The 23,168-nt window shown below is 64.1% G+C and carries 21 protein-coding genes; 15 read left to right on the forward strand and 6 right to left on the reverse strand.

Annotated elements, in window-relative coordinates; genetic code table 11:
- The first annotated feature begins 121 nt into the window (after positions 1-121).
- Positions 122-1,237: a DUF930 domain-containing protein gene (locus tag FJ940_RS26160; protein WP_140658324.1), complete on the forward strand. Its 1,116-nt coding sequence runs from the start codon at positions 122-124 to the stop codon at positions 1,235-1,237.
- 9 nt (positions 1,238-1,246) lie between these two features.
- Here the strand turns inward: FJ940_RS26160 and FJ940_RS26165 are convergent, their stop codons facing one another.
- Together FJ940_RS26165 and FJ940_RS26170 are read right to left on the reverse strand one after the other, a co-directional pair.
- Positions 1,247-1,921, reverse strand: coding sequence for an HAD family phosphatase (locus tag FJ940_RS26165; RefSeq protein WP_140525806.1), 675 nt, complete (start codon positions 1,919-1,921; stop codon positions 1,247-1,249).
- A gap of 82 nt (positions 1,922-2,003) precedes the next feature.
- Positions 2,004-2,645: a hypothetical protein gene (locus FJ940_RS26170; RefSeq protein WP_140517923.1), complete on the reverse strand. Its 642-nt coding sequence runs from the start codon at positions 2,643-2,645 to the stop codon at positions 2,004-2,006.
- Positions 2,646-2,837: 192 nt separating this feature from the next.
- Here FJ940_RS26170 and FJ940_RS26175 point away from each other — a divergent pair, with 192 nt between their 5' ends.
- The 5 genes from FJ940_RS26175 to ptsP all read left to right on the forward strand — a co-directional run bounded on the left by FJ940_RS26175 (position 2,838) and on the right by ptsP (position 7,665).
- Entirely contained in the window at positions 2,838-3,275 is a 438-nt protein-coding gene (locus FJ940_RS26175; protein WP_140517924.1) for a transcriptional regulator GutM, read from the forward strand.
- Positions 3,276-3,327: 52 nt separating this feature from the next.
- Entirely contained in the window at positions 3,328-4,095 is a 768-nt protein-coding gene (locus tag FJ940_RS26180) for a PTS glucitol/sorbitol transporter subunit IIC (protein WP_140501608.1), read from the forward strand.
- Between the two features lie 16 nt (positions 4,096-4,111).
- The gene (locus FJ940_RS26185; RefSeq protein ID WP_140501606.1) at positions 4,112-5,116 is read left to right on the forward strand and encodes a PTS glucitol/sorbitol transporter subunit IIB; all 1,005 of its coding nucleotides are present in this window, start codon (positions 4,112-4,114) and stop codon (positions 5,114-5,116) included.
- Between the two features lie 145 nt (positions 5,117-5,261).
- Positions 5,262-5,642 (forward strand): PTS glucitol/sorbitol transporter subunit IIA, encoded by a 381-nt coding sequence (locus tag FJ940_RS26190; RefSeq protein WP_140501604.1) that lies wholly within the window; start codon positions 5,262-5,264, stop codon positions 5,640-5,642.
- 52 nt (positions 5,643-5,694) lie between these two features.
- Complete coding sequence (ptsP, locus tag FJ940_RS26195; protein ID WP_140517925.1) at positions 5,695-7,665, forward strand: phosphoenolpyruvate--protein phosphotransferase; 1,971 nt, start codon at positions 5,695-5,697, stop codon at positions 7,663-7,665.
- A gap of 19 nt (positions 7,666-7,684) precedes the next feature.
- Here the strand turns inward: ptsP and FJ940_RS26200 are convergent, their stop codons facing one another.
- Complete coding sequence (locus tag FJ940_RS26200; RefSeq protein ID WP_140658326.1) at positions 7,685-8,485, reverse strand: hypothetical protein; 801 nt, start codon at positions 8,483-8,485, stop codon at positions 7,685-7,687.
- 156 nt (positions 8,486-8,641) lie between these two features.
- Here FJ940_RS26200 and FJ940_RS26205 point away from each other — a divergent pair, with 156 nt between their 5' ends.
- Positions 8,642-9,652: a sugar-binding transcriptional regulator gene (locus FJ940_RS26205; RefSeq protein WP_140501598.1), complete on the forward strand. Its 1,011-nt coding sequence runs from the start codon at positions 8,642-8,644 to the stop codon at positions 9,650-9,652.
- Here FJ940_RS26205 and FJ940_RS26210 read toward each other — a convergent pair.
- The 3 genes from FJ940_RS26210 to FJ940_RS26220 are packed head-to-tail and all read right to left on the reverse strand — an operon-like array spanning position 9,639 to position 12,833.
- Positions 9,639-10,490, reverse strand: a complete 852-nt coding sequence (locus FJ940_RS26210) for a TIGR01459 family HAD-type hydrolase (protein WP_140658328.1) — start codon at positions 10,488-10,490, stop codon at positions 9,639-9,641. The genes FJ940_RS26205 and FJ940_RS26210 overlap by 14 nt on opposite strands.
- Positions 10,487-11,788: an FGGY-family carbohydrate kinase gene (locus tag FJ940_RS26215; RefSeq protein WP_140658330.1), complete on the reverse strand. Its 1,302-nt coding sequence runs from the start codon at positions 11,786-11,788 to the stop codon at positions 10,487-10,489. Before FJ940_RS26215 ends, FJ940_RS26210 begins: the two co-directional genes overlap by 4 nt.
- Position 11,789: 1 nt before the next feature.
- Positions 11,790-12,833: a class II aldolase/adducin family protein gene (locus FJ940_RS26220; RefSeq protein WP_140517929.1), complete on the reverse strand. Its 1,044-nt coding sequence runs from the start codon at positions 12,831-12,833 to the stop codon at positions 11,790-11,792.
- Positions 12,834-13,020: 187 nt separating this feature from the next.
- Between FJ940_RS26220 and FJ940_RS26225 the strand changes: the two genes are divergently transcribed.
- From FJ940_RS26225 to FJ940_RS26260, 8 genes are all read left to right on the forward strand, one after another.
- A complete protein-coding gene (locus tag FJ940_RS26225) occupies positions 13,021-13,803 on the forward strand; it encodes a DeoR/GlpR family DNA-binding transcription regulator (RefSeq protein ID WP_140517930.1) in 783 nt (260 codons plus the stop codon).
- Positions 13,800-15,167: an FGGY-family carbohydrate kinase gene (locus tag FJ940_RS26230; RefSeq protein ID WP_140658332.1), complete on the forward strand. Its 1,368-nt coding sequence runs from the start codon at positions 13,800-13,802 to the stop codon at positions 15,165-15,167. The genes FJ940_RS26225 and FJ940_RS26230 overlap by 4 nt, the downstream gene beginning before the upstream one ends.
- Positions 15,164-16,735: a sugar ABC transporter ATP-binding protein gene (locus tag FJ940_RS26235; RefSeq protein ID WP_140658334.1), complete on the forward strand. Its 1,572-nt coding sequence runs from the start codon at positions 15,164-15,166 to the stop codon at positions 16,733-16,735. The genes FJ940_RS26230 and FJ940_RS26235 overlap by 4 nt, the downstream gene beginning before the upstream one ends.
- Positions 16,732-17,730, forward strand: coding sequence for a ribose ABC transporter permease (locus FJ940_RS26240; protein ID WP_140517933.1), 999 nt, complete (start codon positions 16,732-16,734; stop codon positions 17,728-17,730). The genes FJ940_RS26235 and FJ940_RS26240 overlap by 4 nt, the downstream gene beginning before the upstream one ends.
- 80 nt (positions 17,731-17,810) lie before the next feature.
- Positions 17,811-18,749 (forward strand): ABC transporter substrate-binding protein, encoded by a 939-nt coding sequence (locus FJ940_RS26245; protein WP_140517934.1) that lies wholly within the window; start codon positions 17,811-17,813, stop codon positions 18,747-18,749.
- Between the two features lie 72 nt (positions 18,750-18,821).
- Complete coding sequence (locus FJ940_RS26250) at positions 18,822-19,715, forward strand: sugar phosphate isomerase/epimerase (protein WP_140501580.1); 894 nt, start codon at positions 18,822-18,824, stop codon at positions 19,713-19,715.
- A 312-nt stretch (positions 19,716-20,027) separates the two neighbouring features.
- Positions 20,028-20,381, forward strand: a complete 354-nt coding sequence (locus tag FJ940_RS26255) for a cupin domain-containing protein (RefSeq protein WP_140501578.1) — start codon at positions 20,028-20,030, stop codon at positions 20,379-20,381.
- A 940-nt stretch (positions 20,382-21,321) separates the two neighbouring features.
- Positions 21,322-22,899, forward strand: coding sequence for an alpha/beta hydrolase (locus FJ940_RS26260; protein ID WP_181165413.1), 1,578 nt, complete (start codon positions 21,322-21,324; stop codon positions 22,897-22,899).
- Positions 22,900-23,168: the final 269 nt, after the last annotated feature.

A 23,168-nucleotide genomic window follows, 5' to 3' on the forward strand; every position in this document is an offset into this window, starting at 1 on the left:
CCGTGCCAACGCCTCGAGGGCGGCGCGGATCATTCAGATCACCGAGCTGTGCAGCGGTTAAATTGCGTCAATCCAAAGCCGATGCTTGAAGCCGCCGCTATTTCATTCCACATCGGTCAGCATGAAGGACGAGGCACGAGAGCGGCGTCGGGATCTGTTGTGGGCGCTGCCCGCATCGCTGATCCTGCATGCGCTCCTCGCAGCGCTGGTGTTCTACAACCTGCCGAGGCCAGCCCAAGAGCCGCAGCAGGACCAGCCGGTAAATGTCGCGCTCGTGCCTCCGCCCGATCAGCCAAAACCGAAACCTGCGCCCGCACCGCCAAAGGAGCCCAAAGCCGAGAAGCCGCCGGAAACGAAGGCTGAAGAACCGCCCGCAAAGCAGCCGCGCAAGACGCCGCCGATCGAGACCTTGAGACCTGTCTTTCAGTTCGGCGACAAGGACGCCGGCCCCAGGAAATCCCTGGACGGAGCCAGCGCTCAAGACAGTTCGCCAGCGCCTGCCAAGGAGGAGACGTCCAAGCCGCCCGTGACGCCTGAGCCTGCGGAGACCAAGTCTGGCGCGCCGGCGGCCACCGAAAAGCCGGCAGAGTTGCCCGAGGCCGGCGAGAAGCCGGCAACCGCCGCGAAGGATGCCGAGTCCCTGAAGGATGCTGAGGAGGCGGAAACCCCCGACGCCGACAAGCAAACGGCCGCGGCACCGCCGTTGGCCGCCGATGACGGCGACACTGAGGTCGAGCTTCCCATATCGGCTGAAAAGCCGACGCCCAAACCCGCAAATGCGCCGAAGCCCGGCTCTTCAAAGGTCTCGAAGTCCCCCAAGGGGAGCGCGGGAGACCCAGCTTCCCCTGATGTCGCCAGTGCCGCGTCGCGTCGCTATTCCGGGCTTCCGGGCGTTCGCAAGCTCTATTCGCAAGACGCTACCGGCGATGCGCTGGCCACGACCTCGATGGGCGGCGTGCCGCGCGCCCAGCGTGGTGCCAAACTTTGCGCCAGCGCATTGCAGCAGCAATTGCTGGACGCCTCTTATTTCCCCGACTTGATCCCAAGCGTGCCGCTGAAGGCCGGCAATATTCTCAACGCCCCGGATGTCGCTTTCCGCGCAACGGGCACGTGGTACCATCTGGGCTTCCGCTGCGAGGTCGACAGCGATGTGACCAGGGTTTTGTCGTTCGGCCTACGTGTCGGATCTGTAATCCCGCCCGACGAATGGGTTCGGCTTGGACTACCCACTCGCTAGAACAAGCTCTTAGGCGGGGACACCGAGCCCGGACAATTGCCGGCTGATCTCTTGCCAGTCGGTGCAGACGAAATCGGCGCCGGCCGCCTTCAGTCGCGCGCCATGCTCGGGATAGGTGTGGCCGCCGCCGGTGTAGCCGATCGCCGTCATGCCGGCGGCAACCGCGCCCTGGATACCGAAGGGCGAATCCTCGATGACGATGCAGTCCGCCGGATTGGCGCCCCTCTTTGCCGCGGCGAACAGGAAAATGTCCGGCGCGGGCTTGCCGTTCTTAACCATCGAGGAGCTGTAAATTGCGTCGCCGAAGAACCGTGCCAGCGCCGTCACTGCCAGGCTGTGGTTTATGCGCTCGACGGAGGACGACGAGGCAACGCAGCGGTCGCCCTCAAGCGCCTCCAGAAACGCGGCGATTCCTGGTGTCGGCTTCAGTTCCTGCGAAAACAGGATCCTGGTCTCGGTCCAGATGTCGCCATCCGCCGCCGCCGGAAACTGATGGCCGGTCAATTCCCTGATTTTGACGATGATGTCGGACTGTTTCATGCCGATGCACTGAGCGATGATGCCGCCGTGCACGCCCGGCATGCCGTGCTTTTCATAGACGCGCTCATAGGCCCTCGCGGCCAGCGGTTCGCTGTCGACGAGAACGCCGTCGCAATCGAAAATGATAGGCCTTGATCGCGCCACGCGCTTCTCCCCGGAGTTTTGCACTTTGCTACCGGCAAAAAGTCAAATGTTCAATAGCGTGGTGGTCGGGCGCCAAAATCTGTCAAAGCTGGCGTAGCGCATCGCTGGCCCGGGCCGACCCAAGCGCCCTTTGCATGGCCTGCCGCGATTGCGCGCGATCCGGCGTGATCCAGTTCGGTTCGGCGCCAAGGAAGCGGTCGAGGAAAGCCACGGCATAGGCCGGCATCTCGGTCACGTTCTCGCGATAGGACCACCATGTGCGCAGGTCGTCGGCGCATTTGTCGATGCTGGGCGCTGAGCCGAATTCCTGCTCGTAGATCGCCGAAATCACCGAAACGCAATAATTGGTGTAGAGGAACCCCTCAGGCCAGAAGCGGACGATTTCCAGCGTGCCGGCATTCTGCTCGGTCTCGACGAGATGGCTGAGGCCGGAGACTTCCCTGGCCGGCGCCTGCCGTATCAGTTCGCGCAGCACGAGGCCGGCGGCAAAGACGATGAAGTCGGCGCGGTCGATCGCGGCGAAACGCTTCTGCGCCTCCATGATCTCGACCCAGTCGAGAAAAGCCCTTGTGAGCCTGGCTTCGTCGATTTCAAAACGCACGCCGAATGTGTCGGACACCACCTTGGCGCTGCCGCGAAACGTGGCGCGGAACCAGCGCAATTGCCGCAACCGATGGCGAAGGTCGGGCATAAGGGCCAGTTCATCCCTGAAGGGCAGTTCCATTTCACATATCCCGTTTGACGACAGGCTAGCACAACCGTGCCGTCGCCGAAATCGGCCGACGGCCCTGTGGATGACCGTGACCGAGGTCAATATCATACATATTGACATTCTCGGAAACAAATGTTCTCACTTTGCTGTTGTCGCGCATCCGTCCAAGATGCGGTTCAATGAAGGCTTCGGGAGGAGAACCGAATGGCGATTTGGCAGTGGGGACTGCTTCTGCTGGTTATTGTGTGGGCGCTGCAGTCGCTCGGCGTCTGGCTGCAGATGCGGCACTATTCGGACGTCTTCCGGGGCGTCACCGACCAGTACAAGGATGGCTTCGTCGGGGCCGGCAATTTTCGCGGCCGGCTGGCCAAGGGCACCATCGCGCTCGTCGTGGTGACGCCGGACCTGATCGTGCGCCGCATGATGGTCATGAGCGGGCGCTCGGTATTCACCAAATTCAAACGACATCAACAATTCGAGGGTGTTCCCCTCGATCAACTCCGGTCCAACCCTGCGATCTTGGGGGAGGGGGAACCCGGTGTGGCCGAGGCCGTGAAACGGGCGATTGAACAGATCGACAAAGCACGGTCGGAGCCGGGGAAGAAGCCGGGCTTGTCCGGCTTGAACGTAGCAAGGGCCTAGAGGACGCCGCGCACCGGCCGGAATCAACCGGCGGGCGGCATAAGGAGGAGAAATGTCTGTATTTTCGTTATTGGCGCAGCATGCCGACATGGCCGTGCATAACCTGCATGTTGCAGGCACCATGGTCTCGGATGCTGCCTGGCATGGCAGGCTCGGCGTCGAGCATGCCACCGATCATCTCGTGGTGTTGGCGCAGGCGCAGACCGACAGCGCGCCTGTCACCGCCGATCAGCTGAAGGAACAGCTGAAAAATGTGCAGCAGGAAGAGCAACTCGGCTGGCTGACCGCAATCGGCAAATACTTCATCGGCATCTTCCAGAAAGGCGGCGAAGTGTTCGCCGGCTTCGTCACCGGCATCATCCCGACACTGGTGGTGCTGATGACCGCCTTCTACGCCGTCACCGAACTGGTCGGCGAGGAGCGCGTCCACGGCCTGGCACGCGGCGCCGGCAGGATCGCGCTGACCCGCTATACACTGCTGCCTCTGCTGGCGGTGTTCTTCCTCACCAATCCGATGGCTTACACCTTCGGATCGTTCCTGGAAGAAAAGCACAAGCCCGCCTTCTATGACGCGGCTGTCTCCTACGTGCATCCGCCGCTCGGCCTGTTCCCGCATATCAACCCCGGCGAATACTTCGTCTGGGGCGGCATGCTGGTCGCCTTGCTCGACCTGGAGAAGCGGGGTGTCGTCGCCGGAGGCTATCACGTCAAGGTGGCGATCTGGTACGCCATCGTCGGCCTCGTCGTCATCCTGCTCAAGGGCATGCTGACCGAGCGCATCACCGCCATCATGGCACGCCGCCAGGGCATCGAGCTGTAAGGGCGGGGAGGACATCATGGCCAAGACATACAAAGCCGTAAGGATCTCCCGGGGCTCCACGGGCTGGGGCGGCCCGCTCGTCATCGAGCCGACCGCACAGCGCGACAAGATCGTCTCCGTCACCGGAGGCGGCATCCATCCCGTGGCACAGCTCATCGCCGACATGACCGGCGCCACGGCCGTCGACGGCTTCAAGGCGCCGCCGATCGAAAGCGAGATGGCGGTCGTCGTCGTCGACTGCGGCGGCACCGCACGCTGCGGCGTCTATCCGCGCAAGCGCATCCCGACCGTCAACCTGACGCCGGTCGGCCAGGCTGGGCCGCTCGCCCAGTTCATCACCGAGGACATCTACGTTTCGGGCGTGAAGCCGGCCAATGTCACGATGGCGGACGGATCCGAGGCGGTCACCACTGCGGGGGGAGCAGCATCGATGAGTCCAGGCAACAACACCGCGGCCGCGGCACCACGGCCGCTGCCGAGCGAAGGCGGGCTGATCGGCCTGATCAGCTCGATCGGCCGCGTCATGGGCCGCGTGGTCGGCATCTTCTTCAATGCCGGCCGCCGTACGATCGACCAGGTGGTGCGCAACGTGCTGCCGTTCATGGCCTTCGTGACCATGCTCATCGGCCTGATCCTGTACACCGGCATCGGCGACGTGCTTGCCCAGCCGATGGGACCGCTCGCCAACAACATCGTCGGCCTGCTGATCATCTCGGCTATCTGCGGCCTGCCGTTCCTGTCCCCCATCCTGGGACCGGGTGCGGTCATCGCGCAGGTCATCGGCGTCGCCATCATCGGTCCGCAGATCGCCAACGGCACGATTTCGCCGGCGATGGCGCTGCCGGCGCTGTTTGCCTACAACACCCAGGTGGGCTGCGACTTTGTCCCGGTCGGCCTGGCGCTCGGTGAAGCCAAGCCCAAGACGATCGAAATCGGCGTCCCAGCGGTTCTCATCAGCCGCCAGATCATGGGCCCGGTCTCGGTGCTGATCGCCTGGGTCGTCAGTCTGATCGTGTTCTAAGCAAATTCCGGGAAAGCCTGAAACGGCTTTCCCGGAAAAAGGCGCGTAGCGCTTTCCCTTGGGAATTGCGCCAAAGCACGGAGATAGAGGGGTTCACGGGCGTCCGTGACCCCCTCGAGGAAAGTAAGGAAATGAGGTTCGCCATATGACGGTTCTGCTGAGAACACGGGTCACTTCCATCGGGCCTGAAGTAGCGGACCTTGCCGAAGGGGGCGTGCTCATCCTGTTCGCGGATGGCTCGCCGCCGGAGCTTGCCGAGGTTTCCGTGCTCCACAAGACGGAACTCGGGCCCAGCGAAGGCGCGCCGCAGAAGGGCGCGTCGATCACCCTTGGACCTGTTTCCGCGACAATCACGGCGGTCGGCTCCAGCGCCTGGAGCAAGGTGCTCGAGATGGGGCATGTCGTCATCTCGTTCAATGGCGCCACCGAGGCCGAGCGGCCGGGCGAGATCTGCGCTTCGCAGGTCGACACCCAAGCGCTCGTGGCCGCCCTGAAGACAGACGCGATCATCACCATCGCCGCCTGAAGCATTCGCGCCGCGACCCATGTCGGCGCGGCGCCACAACAGAGTATTTGCCATGGAACGCTCGACCATCGTCAGAGTGCATGAAGGTTTGCACGCCCGTCCCGCCACGCGCTTCGTCAAGCTTGCCAAGGGTTTCGAATCCGATGTCGAGCTGGTCAAGGACGGCAAGGCGGTCAGCGCCAAGAGCTCGGTCAAGCTGATGCTGCTGGCGGTGAAGGAAAACCAGGAAGTCACCGTGCGGGCGAATGGCGCGGACGCCATCGAGGCGATCGAGGCGCTGATCGGCTATCTCGAGAATCCGAAGGCAGGTCTCGACGATGACGATCCGCAACCGGCCGCCAATACGGGCGAGGACATTGTGCCGGCGTCCGAACCCGCACCGGCTGCTTCAGGCGTGGCCGGTTTGCGCGGCGTCGCGGCGAGCGAGGGCGTCGCCATCGGGCCTGCCTTCGCGCATTTTCCGCCTGACATCGCTGGACAGGGCCGCATGCTGCAGGCGGAGGAGATCGCCGGCGAGATCGACAGGTTCCGCGCCGCCGTCGCCGCCGTTCAGGCGCGCATGGACAAGGCGCTGGCGCAGGACACCCTGTCCGCCGGAGATCGCGGCATCATCGCGGCGCTGCGGGACATCGCCGCCGACGACAGCCTGACCGGCGAGGCCGAGAAGGCGATCAAAAGCGGCAATGACGCTGTCTCAGCCGTCATCACCGCCGCCTCCACCATAGCCGCCGATTTCAGCGCGGTCGATGATCACTATCTCAACGCGCGCGCCGACGACTGCCATGCGGTCGGACGACAGATCTGTCTGGCGCTGCTCGGCCAGGATGACGCCAGCCTCGAAAATATCCCCGAAGGCGCCATCCTGATCGCCGACGACATCGGCGCCTGGGACCTGGCGCGGGCGCCGCTGAAGCGCATCGGCGGGGTGGTGTGCGGCCATGGCGGGGCCACCTCGCACATTGCCATCATCGCCCGTTCGCACGGCATTCCGGCAGTGCTGGGCCTTGGCGACCAGATCAATGCCCTGCGCAGCGCGCGCGAGGTGGCCGTGGACGGCAATGGCGGGCAGGTGATCGTCGATCCCGATGCGGCGACCCGCGCGGACTTCGCCGCCCGCGTCGAGGCGGCGGTCAAGGAGCGCGCCGGACTGGCCGTCTTCAAGACCGTGACGCCAAAACTCGCGGACGGCAGGATCATCGAGGTCGCCGCCAATATCGGCTCGCTGGAGGAAATCGCGGCAGCGCAGGAAGCCGGCGCCATGGGCGTCGGCCTGTTCCGCACCGAGCTTCTGTTCATGCGCCATATGCATCTGCCCTCCGAGGACATGCAGGCCGAGACCTATGCGGCGCTGGCCAAGGCATTCGCGCCCTATCCCGTCATCGTGCGCACGCTCGACATAGGCGGTGACAAGCCGATCGCCGGCATCGAATTTCCCGACGAGGAAAATCCCTTCCTCGGCTGGCGCGGCATCCGCATGTGCCTCGACCGGCCGGATATCTTCAAGCGCCAACTCAGGGCGCTGCTCAGGGCAGCCGTGCACGGCAACATCAAGGTGATGCTCCCGATGGTCTCCGACATATCGGAGGTACGGCAGACGCGGGTTCTGGTTGCCGAGTGCGCGGCGGAACTGAAGGCGCAAGGCGTGCCGCATGCGGCGTTCGATCTTGGTGTGATGATCGAAACGCCGGCCGCCGTTCTGATCGCGCCGGCGCTGGCGAAAGAGGTGTCGTTCTTCTCGATCGGCACCAACGACCTGACCCAGTACATCATGGCCGCCGACCGGCTCAACCCGACCGTGGCCAAGCTCAATGATGTCGCCAACCCGGCCGTCATGTCGGCGATCGAGTTGACGGCAAGAGCCGGCGTGGCCGCCGGCATCATGGTGGGCATGTGCGGCGAGGCGGCCGGACGCCCCGACCTCATCCCGGCCTTTCTCAAGATGGGGCTGACCGAGCTCTCGATGAGCCCGGCCTCGATCCAGCGCGCCAAGAAGACCATCGCGGACATGGCGCTCGGGCGATAGTCTCGGCCAGAACCGGCAGCTACGGCAAATGGGCAAGCAAGGTGGCGAAGACAGGTGTCAATTCATCGACCGGGCTCGCCTTGGCACAGGCCTTGACGACGCGGTCGTGACGGATGCCGGCCGCCAGAACAGCGGTCTCCAGCATGTCGGGCTCAGGCGCACCGTCGCTGGCCGTGGTGGCCAGGCCGCAGGCCAGGACGACGGGGGCCAAGCAAGCTATGTCGAGCGCCCGGTCGCCGATTGCATCCGGTTCGGCTTCGACAAGGCGGACAGGACGGTGGTTGAGGCACTCGACCAGCAGCGCCGCACAGGCAGCGGCGACGGCCGGCAGCGCGGCGGGGCCGGGTCTGGCGGGCATCGCGGCCAGCAGACCGGCGTGGCGTTTTCGCATGGCGGCGTGGACGGCGGCGAAATCCGCCTCGTGGATCCGGGCATTGTCGATCCTCAGGGCGGCGAGCACGGTCCTGGTCAGATAGTACATGTCGCGCCGGAAGACGCGCTCGGCGCTGGACCGGCGTTCCTCGTTGCCGGCCGGGAAATAGATGCCAAGGCCTTTCACAGTCGTTCCGTCGATCTTCGTCGGGCGGTCATGCGGGACAAAGGATTCGGCGATCGACAAGGCTTCGTCGAAGGCACTGGCGGCATGGCCGAGCAGGCCTTCGATGCCTTTGCCCGGGAACGGCGGCAAATGGCTGGTTGCTTCCCGCACGAGATTGGCCTCGCTGTCGCTGTCGTGGCGGCTCTGGCGAATGATGTCGCGGACGTCGCGCAGCCGGTCCTTCAAATTGACGCGGACATCCCTGGAGATTTGTCGGAGCATCGCGAATCGCCTCGAAAACGTCTACCGGCCTCGGCCGCCGAGAGCCGGCCGCTGACCCTACATTGTTCCTATCGATTGGTAGATCAATAGGCGATATTAAACCAGCGTGGAGAATCGGCGAGGGACTCCTACATCGCCGAGCGGGGAGACAGACAGTTGGGCAGGCGACGGCAGGGCGATAGCGAAAACGGCGGGGCCGAGGCGCCCGAACAGGTCGTCAACGAGAGCCGTACGGACCGCCTCCGGATCCGCGCCGCCTGGATGTATTTCGTCGAGCAGATGACGCAGAACGAGATAGCCGACGTGCTCGGCGTCGGCCGCGTCACCATCGTGCGCATGCTGGCGGAGGCGAGATCCCGCAACGAGGTGAAAATCACCATCGAAAGCGAGTTGTCAGAGATCGTGCGGCTGGAGCGCGCGCTGGAGCGCACGTTCGGCCTGAAGCAGGCGCTGGTGGCGCCGCTGACCGCGCCCAATGCCGATCCGATCCCCGCGATCAGCGCGAAGACCGGGATTTTCCTGTCCGACACGATGAAATCCGGCATGCGCGTCGGCGTCGGCTGGGGTCAGACGCTTTTCTCGAGCCTGCCCTTCATCAGCACCAAATCGCTCACCGACTTCAAGGTCATTTCGCTGCTGGGCGGTGTGGGCGTCGTGCGCCGCTACAACCCGGCCGAGTTCGCCTGGCGCTTCGCCCAAATCTTCCAGGGCGACGGCTATCTGATCCCGACGCCGGCCGTCGTCGACAGCGTCGAGACAAAGATCGCGCTGGTCGAGCGTTGCGGCCTGCAGGAGGTTTTTGAGATGGCCAATGTGCTCGATGCCGTTCTGCTGAGCGTCGGCGGCATCGCTTCGGCCACCACCTTCTCTCGCGGCGGCTTTCTTAAGGAGGCGGACCGCGAGGCCTTGGTTGCGCGTGGCGCCGTTGGCGACCTTCTGTTCCATTTCTTCGACCGCAATGGCGATCTCGTCGACCATCCCGTCAACAGCCATGTGATGTCAGTGGAGGTCGATCGGCTGCGCAAGGCGCCGATCCGCATTCTCACGTCCGGCGGCGAAGAGAAGACAGCGGCGCTGCTCGGCGCCATGAACCTGATCGCGCCGACCATCCTGATCACCGACGAAGAGAGCGCAAGGCGCATGCTCGAGGCGGTCAACGGAAGCTGAAGGACCCCGTGACGTAGTCCGGCCAGGCCTGCTCCTCGTCGAAAACAGCGACAAGATCCGAAGTGTCCGCCAATATCCCGCTCAGGACCAGCGCCGTGGCGATGCCGGAGCCGTTTCCGCCCGCTATGTCATGCTCGACACTATCGCCGACGCAGACCACGCTGGCGCGGTCGGGCTCGCCGGCCAGCGCCAGTGCGGCATCGAAGATCGCCGGGCCGGGCTTGCCGATGCGGGTGACGCTGCCGCCCAGGCTCTCGTAGAGATCGGCGATCTCGCCGGCGCCGAAGCGAGGCCCGACCGCCGTCAGCATGATCTTGTCGGGATTGGTGCAGAAGCATGGCACCTTTCGCGCCGCCGCCGGCGCCAGCAGGCGGCGATAATGGTCCAGGTCGTAGCGGTCGCCTTCGCTGGCCGCGATCAGTACCAGGTTGGCGGTATCGCCGGCTCCGGTCAACACAAAAGGCAGGCCCTCGATCGCTCTGCGGTCATTATCGCGGCTGATCAACAGGCAGTTCGTGCCGGGCCGCAACGCTCCGGTCCCCGCCATTTCGTGGAAGGATCGCCACGCCACCTCGCCGGAGGAAACGAAATGATCCCAGCTTCCGGCCTCGAAGCCGAGCCTCAGCAAACGGTCCTCGTTGGGCTTGGCGCGCCTGCCGGAGTTGGAGACCAGCACCACGGTCTTGCCGGCGCGCTTCAGTGCCGCCAAGGCCGCCACCGCGCCGGGATAGGGGGCCGAGCCGTCATGCAGCACGCCGAACTGGTCGACCAGGAAGACCTGGTAGCGCTCCGCCAGCGCTCCGATGCCGTCGAGGCGTTCAGCCAGTTTCCCGCTCATAGCAGCCCCGCCTCGTTCGCACCCTTCAACGCCAGCCGCGCCGTTCCGGCAGCGGCCTCGTCCGACAAAGCCGGCAAGAACGCAACGCCGAGCTTACGCTGCCGGATCGCGCTCCACGCCGGATTTGCCGCGCCGCCGCCGACGCTGCGCACCGAAGTCAGCGCCGGCGCGCCGAGCTCGCCAAGCCGGCGATAGCCGAGCGCTTCGATCGCGGCCATGCCTTCGAACATCGCCTTGAGATAGTCGGCATCATCCACCGGGCGCGGGACGAGGCGCGGGGGGAGCGCCGGATCGGCGATCGGGAAGCGTTCGCCCGATGTGGCGAGCGGATAATAGTCGAGGCCGGTCTCGGTCGCCGGGTCGATCATGGCACTGAGCTCGATGATGCGCGTGAGGGGAAAATGCTGCGCCAGCACCTTGCCGCCGGAATTCGAGGCCCCGCCGGCCAGCCAGGCATTGCCCAGCCGGTGGCTGTAGATGCCGTATCGCGGCGCCGAGATCGGCCGGTCGGACAGGATCTTGATGGTAAGCGAGGAGCCAAGCGCCGTGACTCCGTCGCCGACCCCCGCCGCACCCGTCGCCAGGAAAGAGGCGCAGCCATCGGTCGTGCCGGCAACGACGATCACGTCGCGGCCCAAGCCGAACAGATCCGCCATCGCCGCGGTGAGCGTGCCGGTGACGTCGCCCGGCTCGACGACGTCAGGCAGCAAATCCATGCGCATTCCGGTCGCCGCGATCCAGTCCGGCCAACGGCGGGTCTCGACATCGTAACCGGTTTTCAAGGCGTTGTTCTCGTCGCTGACGTCGAAGCGGCCCGAGAACTGTCCGGCGATCCAGTCCGCCTGATGCAGCACCGCCGCCACGCCCGGCAGATGCTGGAAGCGAAGCGCCTTGGCGAGGCCTGAGGTCGCGCCGTGCGCGGCGCTGCCCGCCGGCGCCTCGCGCGCGATCGCGGCCAGTATATCGTCGCCGGCGACCTTGTCGTTGTACATCAGCGGTTCGGCGAGCGGCCGTCCGGCACCGTCGACCGGCAGCAACGTGCCCGAGGTGCCATCCACGGCGATGGCGCGGACCGTGGTCCGGTCGATGCCCGCAATCAACTCCGCCAGCGCTGCCCGGACCGCTTGCCACCATGCCGCCGGGCTGCGCGGATCCTGGCCAAACGCGTCGAGGCGGACGGCGGCTTGGCCGGCAATTGAAAAGTCCGGGCGCATGGCTACGGCGCGGGCGCCCGAGGTGCCGATATCGACGCCGATGACGAGGCGATCCGAGAGAGGCGAGCCGGCGACGGGCGACATGTCAGCCACCGGAGGCGTTCAGTTTCTGGCGGTACTGCTCGGCGTCCCAGTTGACGAGTTCGTCGTTCTCCGCCTCGGTAAGGTAATTCAACGTCGCCGTGACATCGACCCGCGCCGTCACGTCGGCAAGGCAACGCTGCATGGCGTCGGCGCCGGCGCTGGCATTGGCGCGCATCAGGACGCCGAGCCCCGGAAACAGGATCGACAGGGGCTGGGCGCCGCGACGCCTGACGACAGCGGCGACGTCCTCGCCGGGCGCAGCCACCACCGAACCCTTGCCGAGGAAGATGACATGGTCGGGATAGAGGCTGCCGCCCGATGCCATGCGGCGGCTGTCGGGATCGATGGCGACCGCGTGCGCCTCGGTGTCGATGGGCAAGCGGTAGCCGGAGTTTGCGGCAAGCGCGGTCAGTGCCGCGATGTCGGGCGCGGCCGCTTCGCGCGGCGCCCTTGCCAGAAGCCCGGTGACGCGGCGCAACAGCGCCTCCGCTCCGGTGACGGTCTCGGCCGCGACGACGAGGCCGTGATTGCCCAGGATCAGGACATCGATGCCCGGCCGCAGCCTTTCGGAGATGCCCTGGGCCAGCGGCAGGCCCGGCCGGCGGTAGGGAACATAGGCCCATTGGATGCCTGCGAGCCGGCGCGCGGCCAGGACCTCGCAATCGGCCTGCACCGCAAGCGAAATGGTGTCGACGCAGTGGACATGCAGGACCACGCGCTGCGGCATCAAGGCATGCACCGTGGTCTCGATCGAGGGACGCAGCCCGCGCGGGTTGAGCGCGCCAATGGCGAAGGCCTGAGGCTGGTCGGCGGCGGGGTCGCGTCGTTCAACCGCCTCGAGCAATGGCGCCATCGCCACCGGCACCATGATGTCATCGGCGAGCGCGTCTTTCAGCCAGGTCCCGGAAGCCTTGATCCACAGCGTGTCTCCGGCTTTCAGCGAGGTGTTGCCGCCGGCGGCCTGGGTCAGATGCGGATCCTGTCCGATGGCGGCCGAAAGCGCCCGCAGCGCCGCCAATTCCTGCGCATCCGCCTGGGTCGCCATCACGCATCTCCTCCAACAATCCGCCAACCGTCGAATGCGGTGGTCGGGCATTCGACGGGTTGATATCGCAGATAAGAGTGAGTTCCGTCAACCGTGATCGAATACCGTCAGTTGCGGCTTGCAATCGAGCTAATGTTGAGTAAGTTACACCAATTGCCGTCGCAGAACGGCGTTTTGGAGGAAACAGGTGAGCGACTCCGGCCGCCAGCGTCAGATCGTCGAACTCTTGCGTGATCGCCCCTTCGCCTCGGTGCGGGAGCTGCAGGAGCGGCTCGGCGTTTCGGCCGCGACGGTGCGGCGCGACATCGACCGGATCGACGAGGCGGGCGAGGCGCGCAAGGTCTATGGCGGTGTTTCGGCGCTCGACGGCACGTCGCAGGCCGGCGTCGCCTATGCCCGGCCCTATGACGAGAATCGCGACCTCGCGGTCGAGGCCAAGCGGCAGATCGCCAACCTAGCCGCGACCATGGTGCGCGACGGCGACGCGGTCATCGTGCATGGCGGCTCGACCTGTTTCCATCTCGGGGTCAAGCTCGCCGAGCGCAGCATCCGGCTCTACACCAACTCGATGCCGCTGGCGGCGTATCTGAGCGATCATGGCCATTGCAGCCTGACCGTTGCCGGCGGCGACCTGCACCGCGAGCCGGGCATCATTCACTCGCTCACCCATCCGGCACCTTTCTACGCTTCGAAGTTCTTTCTCGGCGCGCAAGGCATCGGCCAGGAAGGCTTGCTGGAATCGCACCCGCTGCTGGTGCGCTCGATCGTCGAGCTTAGCCAGTGCGCCGACCAGATCGTCGTGCTGGCCGACAGCCGCAAGCTTTCAATCCAGGCCCGTAACGTCGCGCTGCCCCTGTCGCGCATCGGCACGCTGGTCACCGACGACGGTCTTTCCGATGCCGACGCGCGCATGCTGGAGGATGCCGGCGTCATGGTGCGGATTGCTTCGACCATGGGAGCCATCGCATGAAGGTCGCGGTGCTCGACTTCGGCAAGACCAATTCGAAGCTGTTCGTCTTCGGCCAGGACGGACGCATTCTCGACGAGCGCCGGACCCAGCCGAAATGGGCGCGCCAAGGCGGCTTCAGCGTGCTCGATGAGGCCGACCTCCACGATTGGGCGCTCGGCGCCGTCACCGCTGTGATCGAAAACCATGGCGTGGAAGGGGTGATGGTGTCGGGCCATGGCTGCACCTTCGCCCTCGTGGACGACGCGGCGCTGACGCATCCGATCCTCGACTATGAGCAGGAGCCGCCGGCCGAAATCGCCGCGCGGATCGATCGCCGCATTCCGGACTACGCCGAGACGTTCTCGCCGCGGCTGCCGCTCGGTTTCAACTACGGCCGCCACATGCTGTGGCTGCAGGAGGCCGCATCCGACGCTTTCGCGACGGCGAAATGGATTCTCGGCTATCCGCAATATTGGAGCTGGCGCCTTGGCGGCAGGCCGGTTTGCGAAGTGTCCTATCTCGGCTGCCATTCGCATCTGTGGGCGCCGCGTCGTCACGATTTTTCCTCACTGGTCGACGCCGAGGGGTGGCGCCACCAGATGCCGGCCTTCGCGCGTGCCGGTACTGTCATCGGCGAACAGGACTTCGGCAGCGCGTCGCGGCCGCTCGCCATCCACAACGGCGTCCACGACTCGAATGCCGCGCTCCATGCCTATCGGCGGCAGGGGCTGGGCTCGGTGACAGTGGTTTCGACCGGCACCTGGGTCATCGTGCTCAATCCCGACTGTCCGCTCGAGGCGCTCGACCGCGATCGCGACATGCTGGTCAATGTCGATGTGGACGGCGGCCCGGTGCCGACCATCCGCTTCATGGGCGGGCGCGAATTCGCCGCCATCAGCGACGGCTGGCAAGGCCCGGTCGAAGGCGCGGCGGTGCAGCGGGCGATCGATGCCGGCATGATGGCATTACCGAGCTTCGCGCCGGGCGGGCCGATGCCAGGCCGTTCGGGCCGGCTGGTCGGACGCACGCCTGATGCCGGCGAGCGTGCGGCCGTGGCACTGCTCTATGTCGCGCTGATGCTCGACCTCTGCCTCGACCTCATCCATTCCAGCAACACCGTGATCGTCGACGGCGGGCTCAACACTGGCGGCCTGCTCGCCAGCCTGCTGGCGCAGCTGCGGCCGGAGCAGGCCTTCATGCAGGGCGCTTCGCTGCAAGGCAGCGCCACGGGCGCTGCGGCCCTGGCTTTCGAGAGCGTCGGGCGTGAATTCGCCGCCGAGCCGCCGGAGCCGGTGAAAGCAGCGCGCTTCACCAGCCTCGCCGGCTACCGCGACGGCTGGCGCGATCTGGTCGCCGGGACCGCCGGCAAGGTCGCAGCCCGATGAGCGCGCAGGCCAGGACGGAGACAGCCGGCATGGGGGCGGAACGCCACCCGGTGCTGGAAATGCGCCATATTTCGAAGACGTTCGGCGCGATCCGCGCCCTGCAGGATGTTTCGCTTACCGTCCAGGCCGGCGAGCTGCACGCGCTGATGGGCGAGAACGGTGCCGGCAAGTCGACGCTGATGAAGGTGCTTTCGGGCGCCTATCGTCCCGATCCCGGGGGCGAGATCCTGATCGATGGCATGCCCGCCGCGACCGGCGATCCGATCAAGGCGCGCGCCAGCGGCGTCGCGGTGATCTACCAGGAACTGTCGCTGGCGCCCAATCTGACCGTGGCGCAGAACATTTTCCTCGGCAACGAACCGCGCCGTTTCGGCATCGTCGACCGCGACCAGTGCAACCGGCGCGCGACCGAGATCATCGGCCGGCTCGGCGTTTCCTTTTCGGCGCGTGCCCTGGTTTCCGGCCTGTCACTCGGCGAGCGCCAGCTGGTCGAGATCGCCCGGGCGCTGTCGACCAATGCGCGCATCATCGTCATGGACGAGCCGACCACGTCGCTGACCTCGCGCGAGACCGAGCGGCTGTTCGAGGTGATCGCGACGCTGAAGGCGCAAGGCATCGCCATCATCTACATCAGCCATCGCATGGAAGAGGTCTACCAGCTCGCCGACCGCGTCAGCGTGCTGCGCGACAGCGGCTATGTCGGCACGCTGGAGCGCGCCGACCTCAGCGCCTCGCGGCTCGTTTCGATGATGGTCGGCCGCGATCTCTCGGCGTTCTACAAGAAGGATCACCGCCCGCCGGGCGAAAAGCGCGCCGTGGCGCTGTCGGTGCGCGGCATGTCCGACGGCAGGCTGCTGAAGGACTGCTCCTTCGACCTCTATCACGGCGAGGTGCTGGCGCTGGCGGGCCTCGTCGGCTCGGGCCGCACCGAACTTGCCAGGCTCATCTTCGGCGCCGACCGGCGCAGCGCCGGCACGCTGGAGCTCGACGGCAAGCCGATCGCCATCGGCTCGCCGCGCGAGGCGCTCGATGCCGGCATCGCCTATCTCACCGAGGACCGCAAGGAACTCGGCCTGTTCCTCGACATGTCTATTTCCGACAACATCAACATGGGCGTACTGGCCAGGGATGCGCGCGCCGGCGGCTTGCGGGACTTCGCCGCCGCCGACAGGCGCGCTGCGAAAGCCGTCGCCGATCTCTCGATCCGCACCCGCTCGGCGCAGGCCAATGCCGGTTCGCTGTCGGGCGGCAACCAGCAGAAGGTGCTGCTGGCTCGCCTGCTGGAGACCGAGCCGAAGGTCGTCATCCTCGACGAGCCGACGCGCGGCGTCGATGTCGGCGCCAAATCGGAAATCTACCGGCTGATCGACGATCTCGCCAACCGGGGCATCGCCATACTGATGATCTCCAGCGAATTGCCAGAGGTGATCGGCGTCGCCGATCGGGTGTTGGTGATGCGCGACGGCGCCATAGCGGGCGAGGTGACGGCGTCCCGGGGCGAGGCGCTTCGCCAGGAAGCGATCATGGAACTTGCGACGGGAGCGGCCCAGGAAGGACCGAAGGGATGACCGACAGAACGACCGCGACGACGAGTGTGGATCAGGCGGCGGTCAGGAGCCGGCGGCTGCGCACGGCTCTCGCCGCGCTCGGCATGCTGCCGGTGCTGGTGTTGCTGGCGGCCGGCTTCCAGTTCATCAATCCGCGTTTTCTCACCGGCACCAACCTGTTGATCGTCACGCAGCAATCGTCGATCAACATCGTGCTCGCCGCCGGCATGACCTTTGTCATCCTCACCGGCGGCATCGACCTGTCGGTCGGCTCGATCCTTGCCGCTTCCGCAATGGTGGCGGTGCTGGTGTCGCTGGTGCCGGACTGGGGCCTGCTCGGCGTGCCGGCGGCCATTCTGGTCGGTCTCGGCTTCGGGGTCATCAACGGGCTGCTCATCGCCTATATCAGGCTGCCGCCCTTCATCGTCACGCTGGGATCGCTGACCGCCGTGCGCGGCGTCGCCCGCCTGCTCGGCGAAGACACGACCGTGTTCAACTCCGACCTGCCGTTCGACTTCATCGGCAACGGCTCGCTGTTCGGCGTTCCCTGGCTGGTCATCATCGCGCTGACGGTGGTGGTGGTGTCGTGGCTGGTGCTGAAACGCACCGTGCTCGGCACCTGGATCTATGCCGTGGGCGGCAATGCCGAGGCGGCGCGGCTGACCGGCATCAAGGTGCCGCTGGTGCTGCTCTTCGTCTATGGCGTGTCCGGCCTGCTGGCAGGTCTCGGCGGCGCCATGTCGGCGGCCAGGCTCTATGCCGCCAACGGCCTGCAGCTCGGCCAGTCCTACGAACTCGACGCCATCGCCGCGGTCATCCTGGGCGGCACAAGCTTCGTCGGCGGCGTCGGCTCGATCTGGGGCACGCTGATCGGCGGGCTGATCATCGCTGTGCTGTCCAACGGGCTCATCCTGGCCGGCGTCTCGGACATCTGGCAGTACATCATCAAGGGATTGGTCATCATCGTGGCGGTCGCCCTCGACCGCTACAGGCTCCAGGCAGGGGCAAGAACGTGAGTGACCTTGTCGCCGGCATCAAAGACCGGCTTGTGTAACGCACCGTGAGAGGCGCGGGGCATCAGGAGGAAGTAAGCGTAATGAAGACCATCGCCAAACTGCTCTGCGGCGCCGCGTTCGCGGCCGTCGCCATTGCGCCGGCATCGGCCAAGGACCTGAACAAGGTCGGCATCTCGGTCGGCCTGCTCGGCAACCCCTTCTTCGTCGCCACCATCAAGGGCATCGAGGACGCGGCCAAGAAGATCAATCCGAACGTCGAGGTGACGTCGGTGTCGGCCGACTATGACTTGAACAAGCAGGTCTCGCAGGTCGATTCCTTCATCGCCGCCGGCGTCGACGTCATCATGCTCAACGCCGTCGATGCCAAGGCGATCGCGCCCGCGGTGAAGAAGGCGCAGGCGGCGGGCATCGTGGTCGCGGCCTTCGACGTCTCCGCGCCAGGCGCCGACGTCACCGTTATGACCAACAATGTCAAGGCCGGCGAGGAGGCCTGCCAATATCTGGTCGACCAAACTGGCGGCAAGGGCAACTACGTCATCCTCAACGGTCCGGCGTCCTCGTCGATCCTGGAGCGCGTGAAGGGCTGCAAGAACGTGCTTGCCCAGCATCCCGACATCAAGATCCTGTCCGACGACCAGAACGCCGAAGGCTCGCGCGACGGCGGCCTGAAGGTGTTCCAGTCGCTGCTGACCCGTTTCGACAAGATCGACGCGGTGTTCGCCATCAACGATCCGACGGCGATCGGCGCCGAGCTCGCCGCCAAGCAGCTCAACCGCTCGGAGTTCATCTTCACCGCCGTCGACGGCGCGCCGGACATCGAGAAGGAACTGGCATCCGGCAAGTCCATGATCAAGGCTTCTGCCTCGCAGGATCCCTACGTGATGGCCGGCCAGTCGCTGACGATGGCCGCCGACGTGCTTGCCGGCAAGAAGCCGGCGGAGCCGGTGGTGCTGCTCGATCCGAAGCTGATCACCGCCGAGAATCTGAAGGACTACAAGGGCTGGACCGCGGCCCGCTGATCAGTCCAAGGCGGACGCGGCCGGGCTGACCTGCCGCGTCCTCCTCATTTCGTCGCAAAACCGGAGACGATCATGTCGCGCATCGGAATCCACTCTTTCGTCTGGTCGGCGAGCTCGACGCAGGCCGAGCTCGAACGCACGCTGGCCAACACCAAGGAGGCCGGCTTCGACCTGATCGAATTCTCCTATCTCGACCCCGCCAATGTCGATATTGGCGGGCTCGCCAAGCGCATCGCCGATCTCGACCTCGGCGTGGCGATCAGCATCGGCCTGCCGGTCGACGGCGACATTTCGAGCGCCGACAAGGCGGTCGCCGCGCGCGGCGTCGGGATCCTCAACGACACCGTCGCCCTGACGCGCGACCTCGGCGGCCAGAAGGTCGCCGGTATCCTCTCGACCAGCCACGGATTGCAGACCGAGGCGCCGACGCGAGACCAGTGGAACCGCAGCGCCGGGACGCTGGCCAAGGTCGCCGAAACCGCGAAGGCGGCAGGCGTCACGCTCAACCTCGAGATCGTCAACCGCTTTGAGAGCAATCTGCTCAACACCGCCGCGCAAGGGCTGGCCTTCATCGAGGACACCGGCTCCGACAACATCTTTCTCCACCTCGACACCTTCCACATGAACATCGAGGAGGCCGATGTCGGGCTGGCCATCCGCCATGCCGCCGGCAAGATCGGCTATGTCCATATCGGCGAGAGCCATCGCGGCTTCCTCGGCACCGGCAATATCGACTTCGCCGCGATATTCGATGCGCTGACGGCGATCGGCTATGCCGACGATCTCAGCTTCGAATCCTTCTCCTCGGAGATCGTCGACGAGAACCTGTCGAAGAAGACCGCCATCTGGCGTAATCTGTGGACGGACAACATGGCGCTGGCCAAGCACGCGCGCGCCTTCATCGGGCTGGGAATGGAAACGGCAAGGCGCAAGGCGGAACTCGTCGCGGCGCGCCACAAGCCCTGAGGATTTCAGACTGAGGAGCAGCAGGAATTGCCAAATCGCCCACCCCAGGCGCGGACGCGCCTGGTTCCTGGTGCAAGGCCGCGAACTCAGCTTCATTGACTGTGAAGGCAGTTAATGCTACAAATTGCCTATGGTGCTGAGTCGCGCCAGGGACCCGCCGAGCAGGCGGGTTTTTTCGTTCAGATCTCCGTCAAACAGTGCGAAGGCGCCGGTGAACCCGGATTGGTTGCCCTGGTCCCCCTGGCGGCATTGCCCACGCCACGCGTAACGGCTATCCGACGGTGCGACAGCGAAGCAAAACGGAGCCCCGGCATGACGAACAAGACGATCCTGAAATTCGGCACCGTCGAACACGCGGAAGCCGGCGACCTGCCTGGCTGGATCGCGGTCGAGGGCCGGCCGACGATGCAAACCGCCGTCCAGCACACGACCGCGGACGGCAAGGTGATCTCAGGAACCTGGCGGGCGTCGCCCGGTACGTATCACGCCACCTACACCGACTATGAGTTCGTGCACATGATCGCGGGCCGCATCATCATCACGCCCGACGGCGGCACGCCGGTCGAAGTCGGCCCCGGCGACGCCTTCGTGGTGGAAGCCGATTTCAAGGGAACCTGGAAGATCATCGAGCCGGTGACGAAGCATTTCGTGGTCAGGGTGGGCTGAGGCAGGCTGTCAGACAGACAAGCCAGCCGCTCGCTGGCCTTTGATACCTTTCGTCAATCCCGGCCATCCTCGCATGTCCACGCAACTGGCGGGGCCGTGACTGGCGCCCGGTTGGGGCGAATGGGACCAGAATGCCGGCAGGGCGAACGGTGTCCGCCTTGCTCATCGTGCCATCGCGTGAGACCCCGCGGCGAGCAATCTCACCATCGGAGCACGCAATCGGGCTACAGGACCCGCGGCCATCTCATTGTTTACTGAGAAAGGCCTTGCAACCCGGCGTGAGTTCGCTGAGGTGCTGTTTAAGGCAGCCTTGCGCCTTCACTTCGTTGTCCATGTGGCACACCCGCTTGGCGTCCGCTCTACAGGGAGTCTTGTAGGCATCTTTCGCTAAAGCGGCGTCGGTGAGAAAAAGCGATATACAAGCCCAAAGCGCCAGTTGAAGTGACTTTCGATTCCGCATGGTTGTGTTCCCATCGTGAGTGCAGAAGCGCGGTCTTTATATGCGTTAATGCTAAAGAATGGGAATCCACCATAAGGAGGAGGGTGCGAGCACCCGCGCAAAATCGGATGAGCAATGTAGCGCAAAACACGGCTTACATAAGCGCAGTGCTGACCAACTGTCTCGCGCACGGCTCAATCAAAAGCGCTAATATAATCTCCGGTTTGTCGAGCTTGTTTCCAATTTTGTGTTGGAGTAACCCAATATCGCTTGGGAACACGAAATGGAGAGAGTCGTTAGGCTGCGTGCAGGGTAGGTTTTTTCCTGCCATTTTTCTGAAACACGGAATTGTTCCTTGGCAATGTCGGGGGGAAGACTCTCCGTCTTGAATAAAATAACAAAGCCGTGATTACGGGCGTTTTATTCCTGATTTGTCGATGACGCGAAGAATATTCGATCCGTAATCGAGCAGTTTTCATATACTTATAAATGAGGGGCGAGATGTCTACCGTGTTTAGACGCGCGTACATCAAACCAGGTTGGTGTTTTCTTCTCGTGGTCACGTCGGTTGCGTTCCTCATTTGCCTGGGGGGTGGGGAGCTCACTGCGGGTGAGTTCAAGAAAACCAGCTGTTGGTTCGAAATTCCCCGGGATCGGGCAATGACGTGTGGGACCGTGAATGTTCCAGAAAATCGAAAGAAGACGGGCGGTACCGAGGTCGTCCTGTCCGTGGTCGTATTCGAACCGGACCGCGAACGGCACGAACCGGTGGTGTTTCTCACAGGAGGACCGGGGCAGCCTACCGACATTGCCAATAGCGACGACATCGATGGATGGTGGGAATTCATCGGCGCCCAGAGTTGGATGATCGGACGCCGAGTAATCGTCGCTGATCAGCGGGGTATCGGAAAGTCCGCTCCCGCCTTGGACTGTTCTCAATATTTCAAGCCCGATCATTGGAACGCCATTCTCTCGAGCGTTGAGGTCGAAACCACCTTTAGCAAGCTCAAAAAAGATGAAGTTCTTGCATGCAGGACGGCGTTGATCGCAAAGGGCATTGATCTTGATGCCTACAACACTGAGGAGAATGCGGAGGATATTGATGACCTTCGGAAGGCTCTCGGGATAGAAAAGTGGGTTCTCTATGGCGTCTCGTATGGCACCAGGCTTGCACTCGAAGTGATGAACCAGCACCCCGAAGGGGTCTCGGCGAGTATATTGGATTCAGTTGTTCCGCTGGATATCAATTACCTGAACGAAGATGGGCCGAATCTCGACCGATCGTTAAAATTGCTAGAACGAGACTGTGAGGCAGCGAACAGATGCATGAATGGGATATCCAATGCTGTTCAGCTTATTGCAAGACAGCTGGATCGGCAGCCTTTGCTCTTGCGCAGCACAGATAAAGAGGCGCGCTACACATATGTCTCCGGGGCAGATTTCCTCGAGCTTATATTCGGCATTTTATACGATCGCGATGCGCTCCTGACCCTGCCGGAGCTGATCGAGAGGACATACAAACAGGATTTCAGACCCCTGGCGGAGATACTTTTCGATGCTGACGACCTGGAGATCTCCCAAGGTATGGACTTCTCTGTAAGTTGTTCCGACAGCGATCTCCCCGATCTGAATGGCAAGCAGGACAAATACTGGTCGAAATGGGTTGAGCTGAACGACTACTCCTGGGCATGCCCTCTTTGGATGCTTGAGAACGGGCCAGCATCGCAGGTGCAGCCGCGCCGCACTGACATACCCACTCTTCTGTTGTCGGGAGAATATGATCCAGCAACGCCGACAGCATGGGCGGACCACGCGGCGAAGACCCTTCCTTTCGGCCAGGTGGTGGTCTTTCGGGGGATCGGACACGATGTCATTGATTCCGATCCGTGCGGGTCGAAAGTAGTTGCTGATTTCCTTGCAAACCCCAAGCTCAAGTTGAAGACTGAATGTATCGGTGAGATGGGGGCCCCGCAATTTCCAAGCCCGCCAAAGGAACTGTGGTCGGGAGCGGAGGCACTACACTCTATATCAGCAAATCGCTCAAGGCAGGATAGGTTGAGATTTCGATTTGGGCACTGAAATTCCTCTTAGCCAAAATTGTAAGATCCGATATTTTGCTGCCGACGAAGTTAAGCTAAAGCGGAACTCGCAAATCATTTAAACGCTACGGTAGCATCGCTTAAGGACCCCTCTCGTCTTGCGGGTGGAAGTCGCGTGCGTGTCGCATTTCGATTATCAAATTCCGAAGTTTCACAGAAATTGTAGGAGGATCGAACAGTGTTTACGTCTCGTCGTGTATTGCTTTCGGCCTTGGGTGCAAGCATCGCATACGCCGCCTTTGGTGGCAT

Origin of the sequence: Mesorhizobium sp. B2-3-7, assembly GCF_006442695.1 — a bacterium.
Classification (GTDB): Bacteria; Pseudomonadota; Alphaproteobacteria; order Rhizobiales; family Rhizobiaceae; genus Mesorhizobium.

Coding starts and splice junctions, on each gene's coding strand:
- FJ940_RS26160 (WP_140658324.1), top strand. CDS start 122: ATGAAGGACGAGGCACGAGAGCGGCGTCGGGATCTGTTGTGGGCGCTG.
- FJ940_RS26170 (WP_140517923.1), bottom strand. CDS start 2,645: ATGGAACTGCCCTTCAGGGATGAACTGGCCCTTATGCCCGACCTTCGC.
- FJ940_RS26175 (WP_140517924.1), top strand. CDS start 2,838: ATGGCGATTTGGCAGTGGGGACTGCTTCTGCTGGTTATTGTGTGGGCG.
- FJ940_RS26180 (WP_140501608.1), top strand. CDS start 3,328: ATGTCTGTATTTTCGTTATTGGCGCAGCATGCCGACATGGCCGTGCAT.
- FJ940_RS26185 (WP_140501606.1), top strand. CDS start 4,112: ATGGCCAAGACATACAAAGCCGTAAGGATCTCCCGGGGCTCCACGGGC.
- FJ940_RS26190 (WP_140501604.1), top strand. CDS start 5,262: ATGACGGTTCTGCTGAGAACACGGGTCACTTCCATCGGGCCTGAAGTA.
- ptsP (WP_140517925.1), top strand. CDS start 5,695: ATGGAACGCTCGACCATCGTCAGAGTGCATGAAGGTTTGCACGCCCGT.
- FJ940_RS26200 (WP_140658326.1), bottom strand. CDS start 8,485: ATGCTCCGACAAATCTCCAGGGATGTCCGCGTCAATTTGAAGGACCGG.
- FJ940_RS26210 (WP_140658328.1), bottom strand. CDS start 10,490: ATGAGCGGGAAACTGGCTGAACGCCTCGACGGCATCGGAGCGCTGGCG.
- FJ940_RS26215 (WP_140658330.1), bottom strand. CDS start 11,788: ATGTCGCCCGTCGCCGGCTCGCCTCTCTCGGATCGCCTCGTCATCGGC.
- FJ940_RS26220 (WP_140517929.1), bottom strand. CDS start 12,833: ATGGCGACCCAGGCGGATGCGCAGGAATTGGCGGCGCTGCGGGCGCTT.
- FJ940_RS26230 (WP_140658332.1), top strand. CDS start 13,800: ATGAAGGTCGCGGTGCTCGACTTCGGCAAGACCAATTCGAAGCTGTTC.
- FJ940_RS26235 (WP_140658334.1), top strand. CDS start 15,164: ATGAGCGCGCAGGCCAGGACGGAGACAGCCGGCATGGGGGCGGAACGC.
- FJ940_RS26240 (WP_140517933.1), top strand. CDS start 16,732: ATGACCGACAGAACGACCGCGACGACGAGTGTGGATCAGGCGGCGGTC.
- FJ940_RS26245 (WP_140517934.1), top strand. CDS start 17,811: ATGAAGACCATCGCCAAACTGCTCTGCGGCGCCGCGTTCGCGGCCGTC.
- FJ940_RS26250 (WP_140501580.1), top strand. CDS start 18,822: ATGTCGCGCATCGGAATCCACTCTTTCGTCTGGTCGGCGAGCTCGACG.
- FJ940_RS26255 (WP_140501578.1), top strand. CDS start 20,028: ATGACGAACAAGACGATCCTGAAATTCGGCACCGTCGAACACGCGGAA.
- FJ940_RS26260 (WP_181165413.1), top strand. CDS start 21,322: ATGTCTACCGTGTTTAGACGCGCGTACATCAAACCAGGTTGGTGTTTT.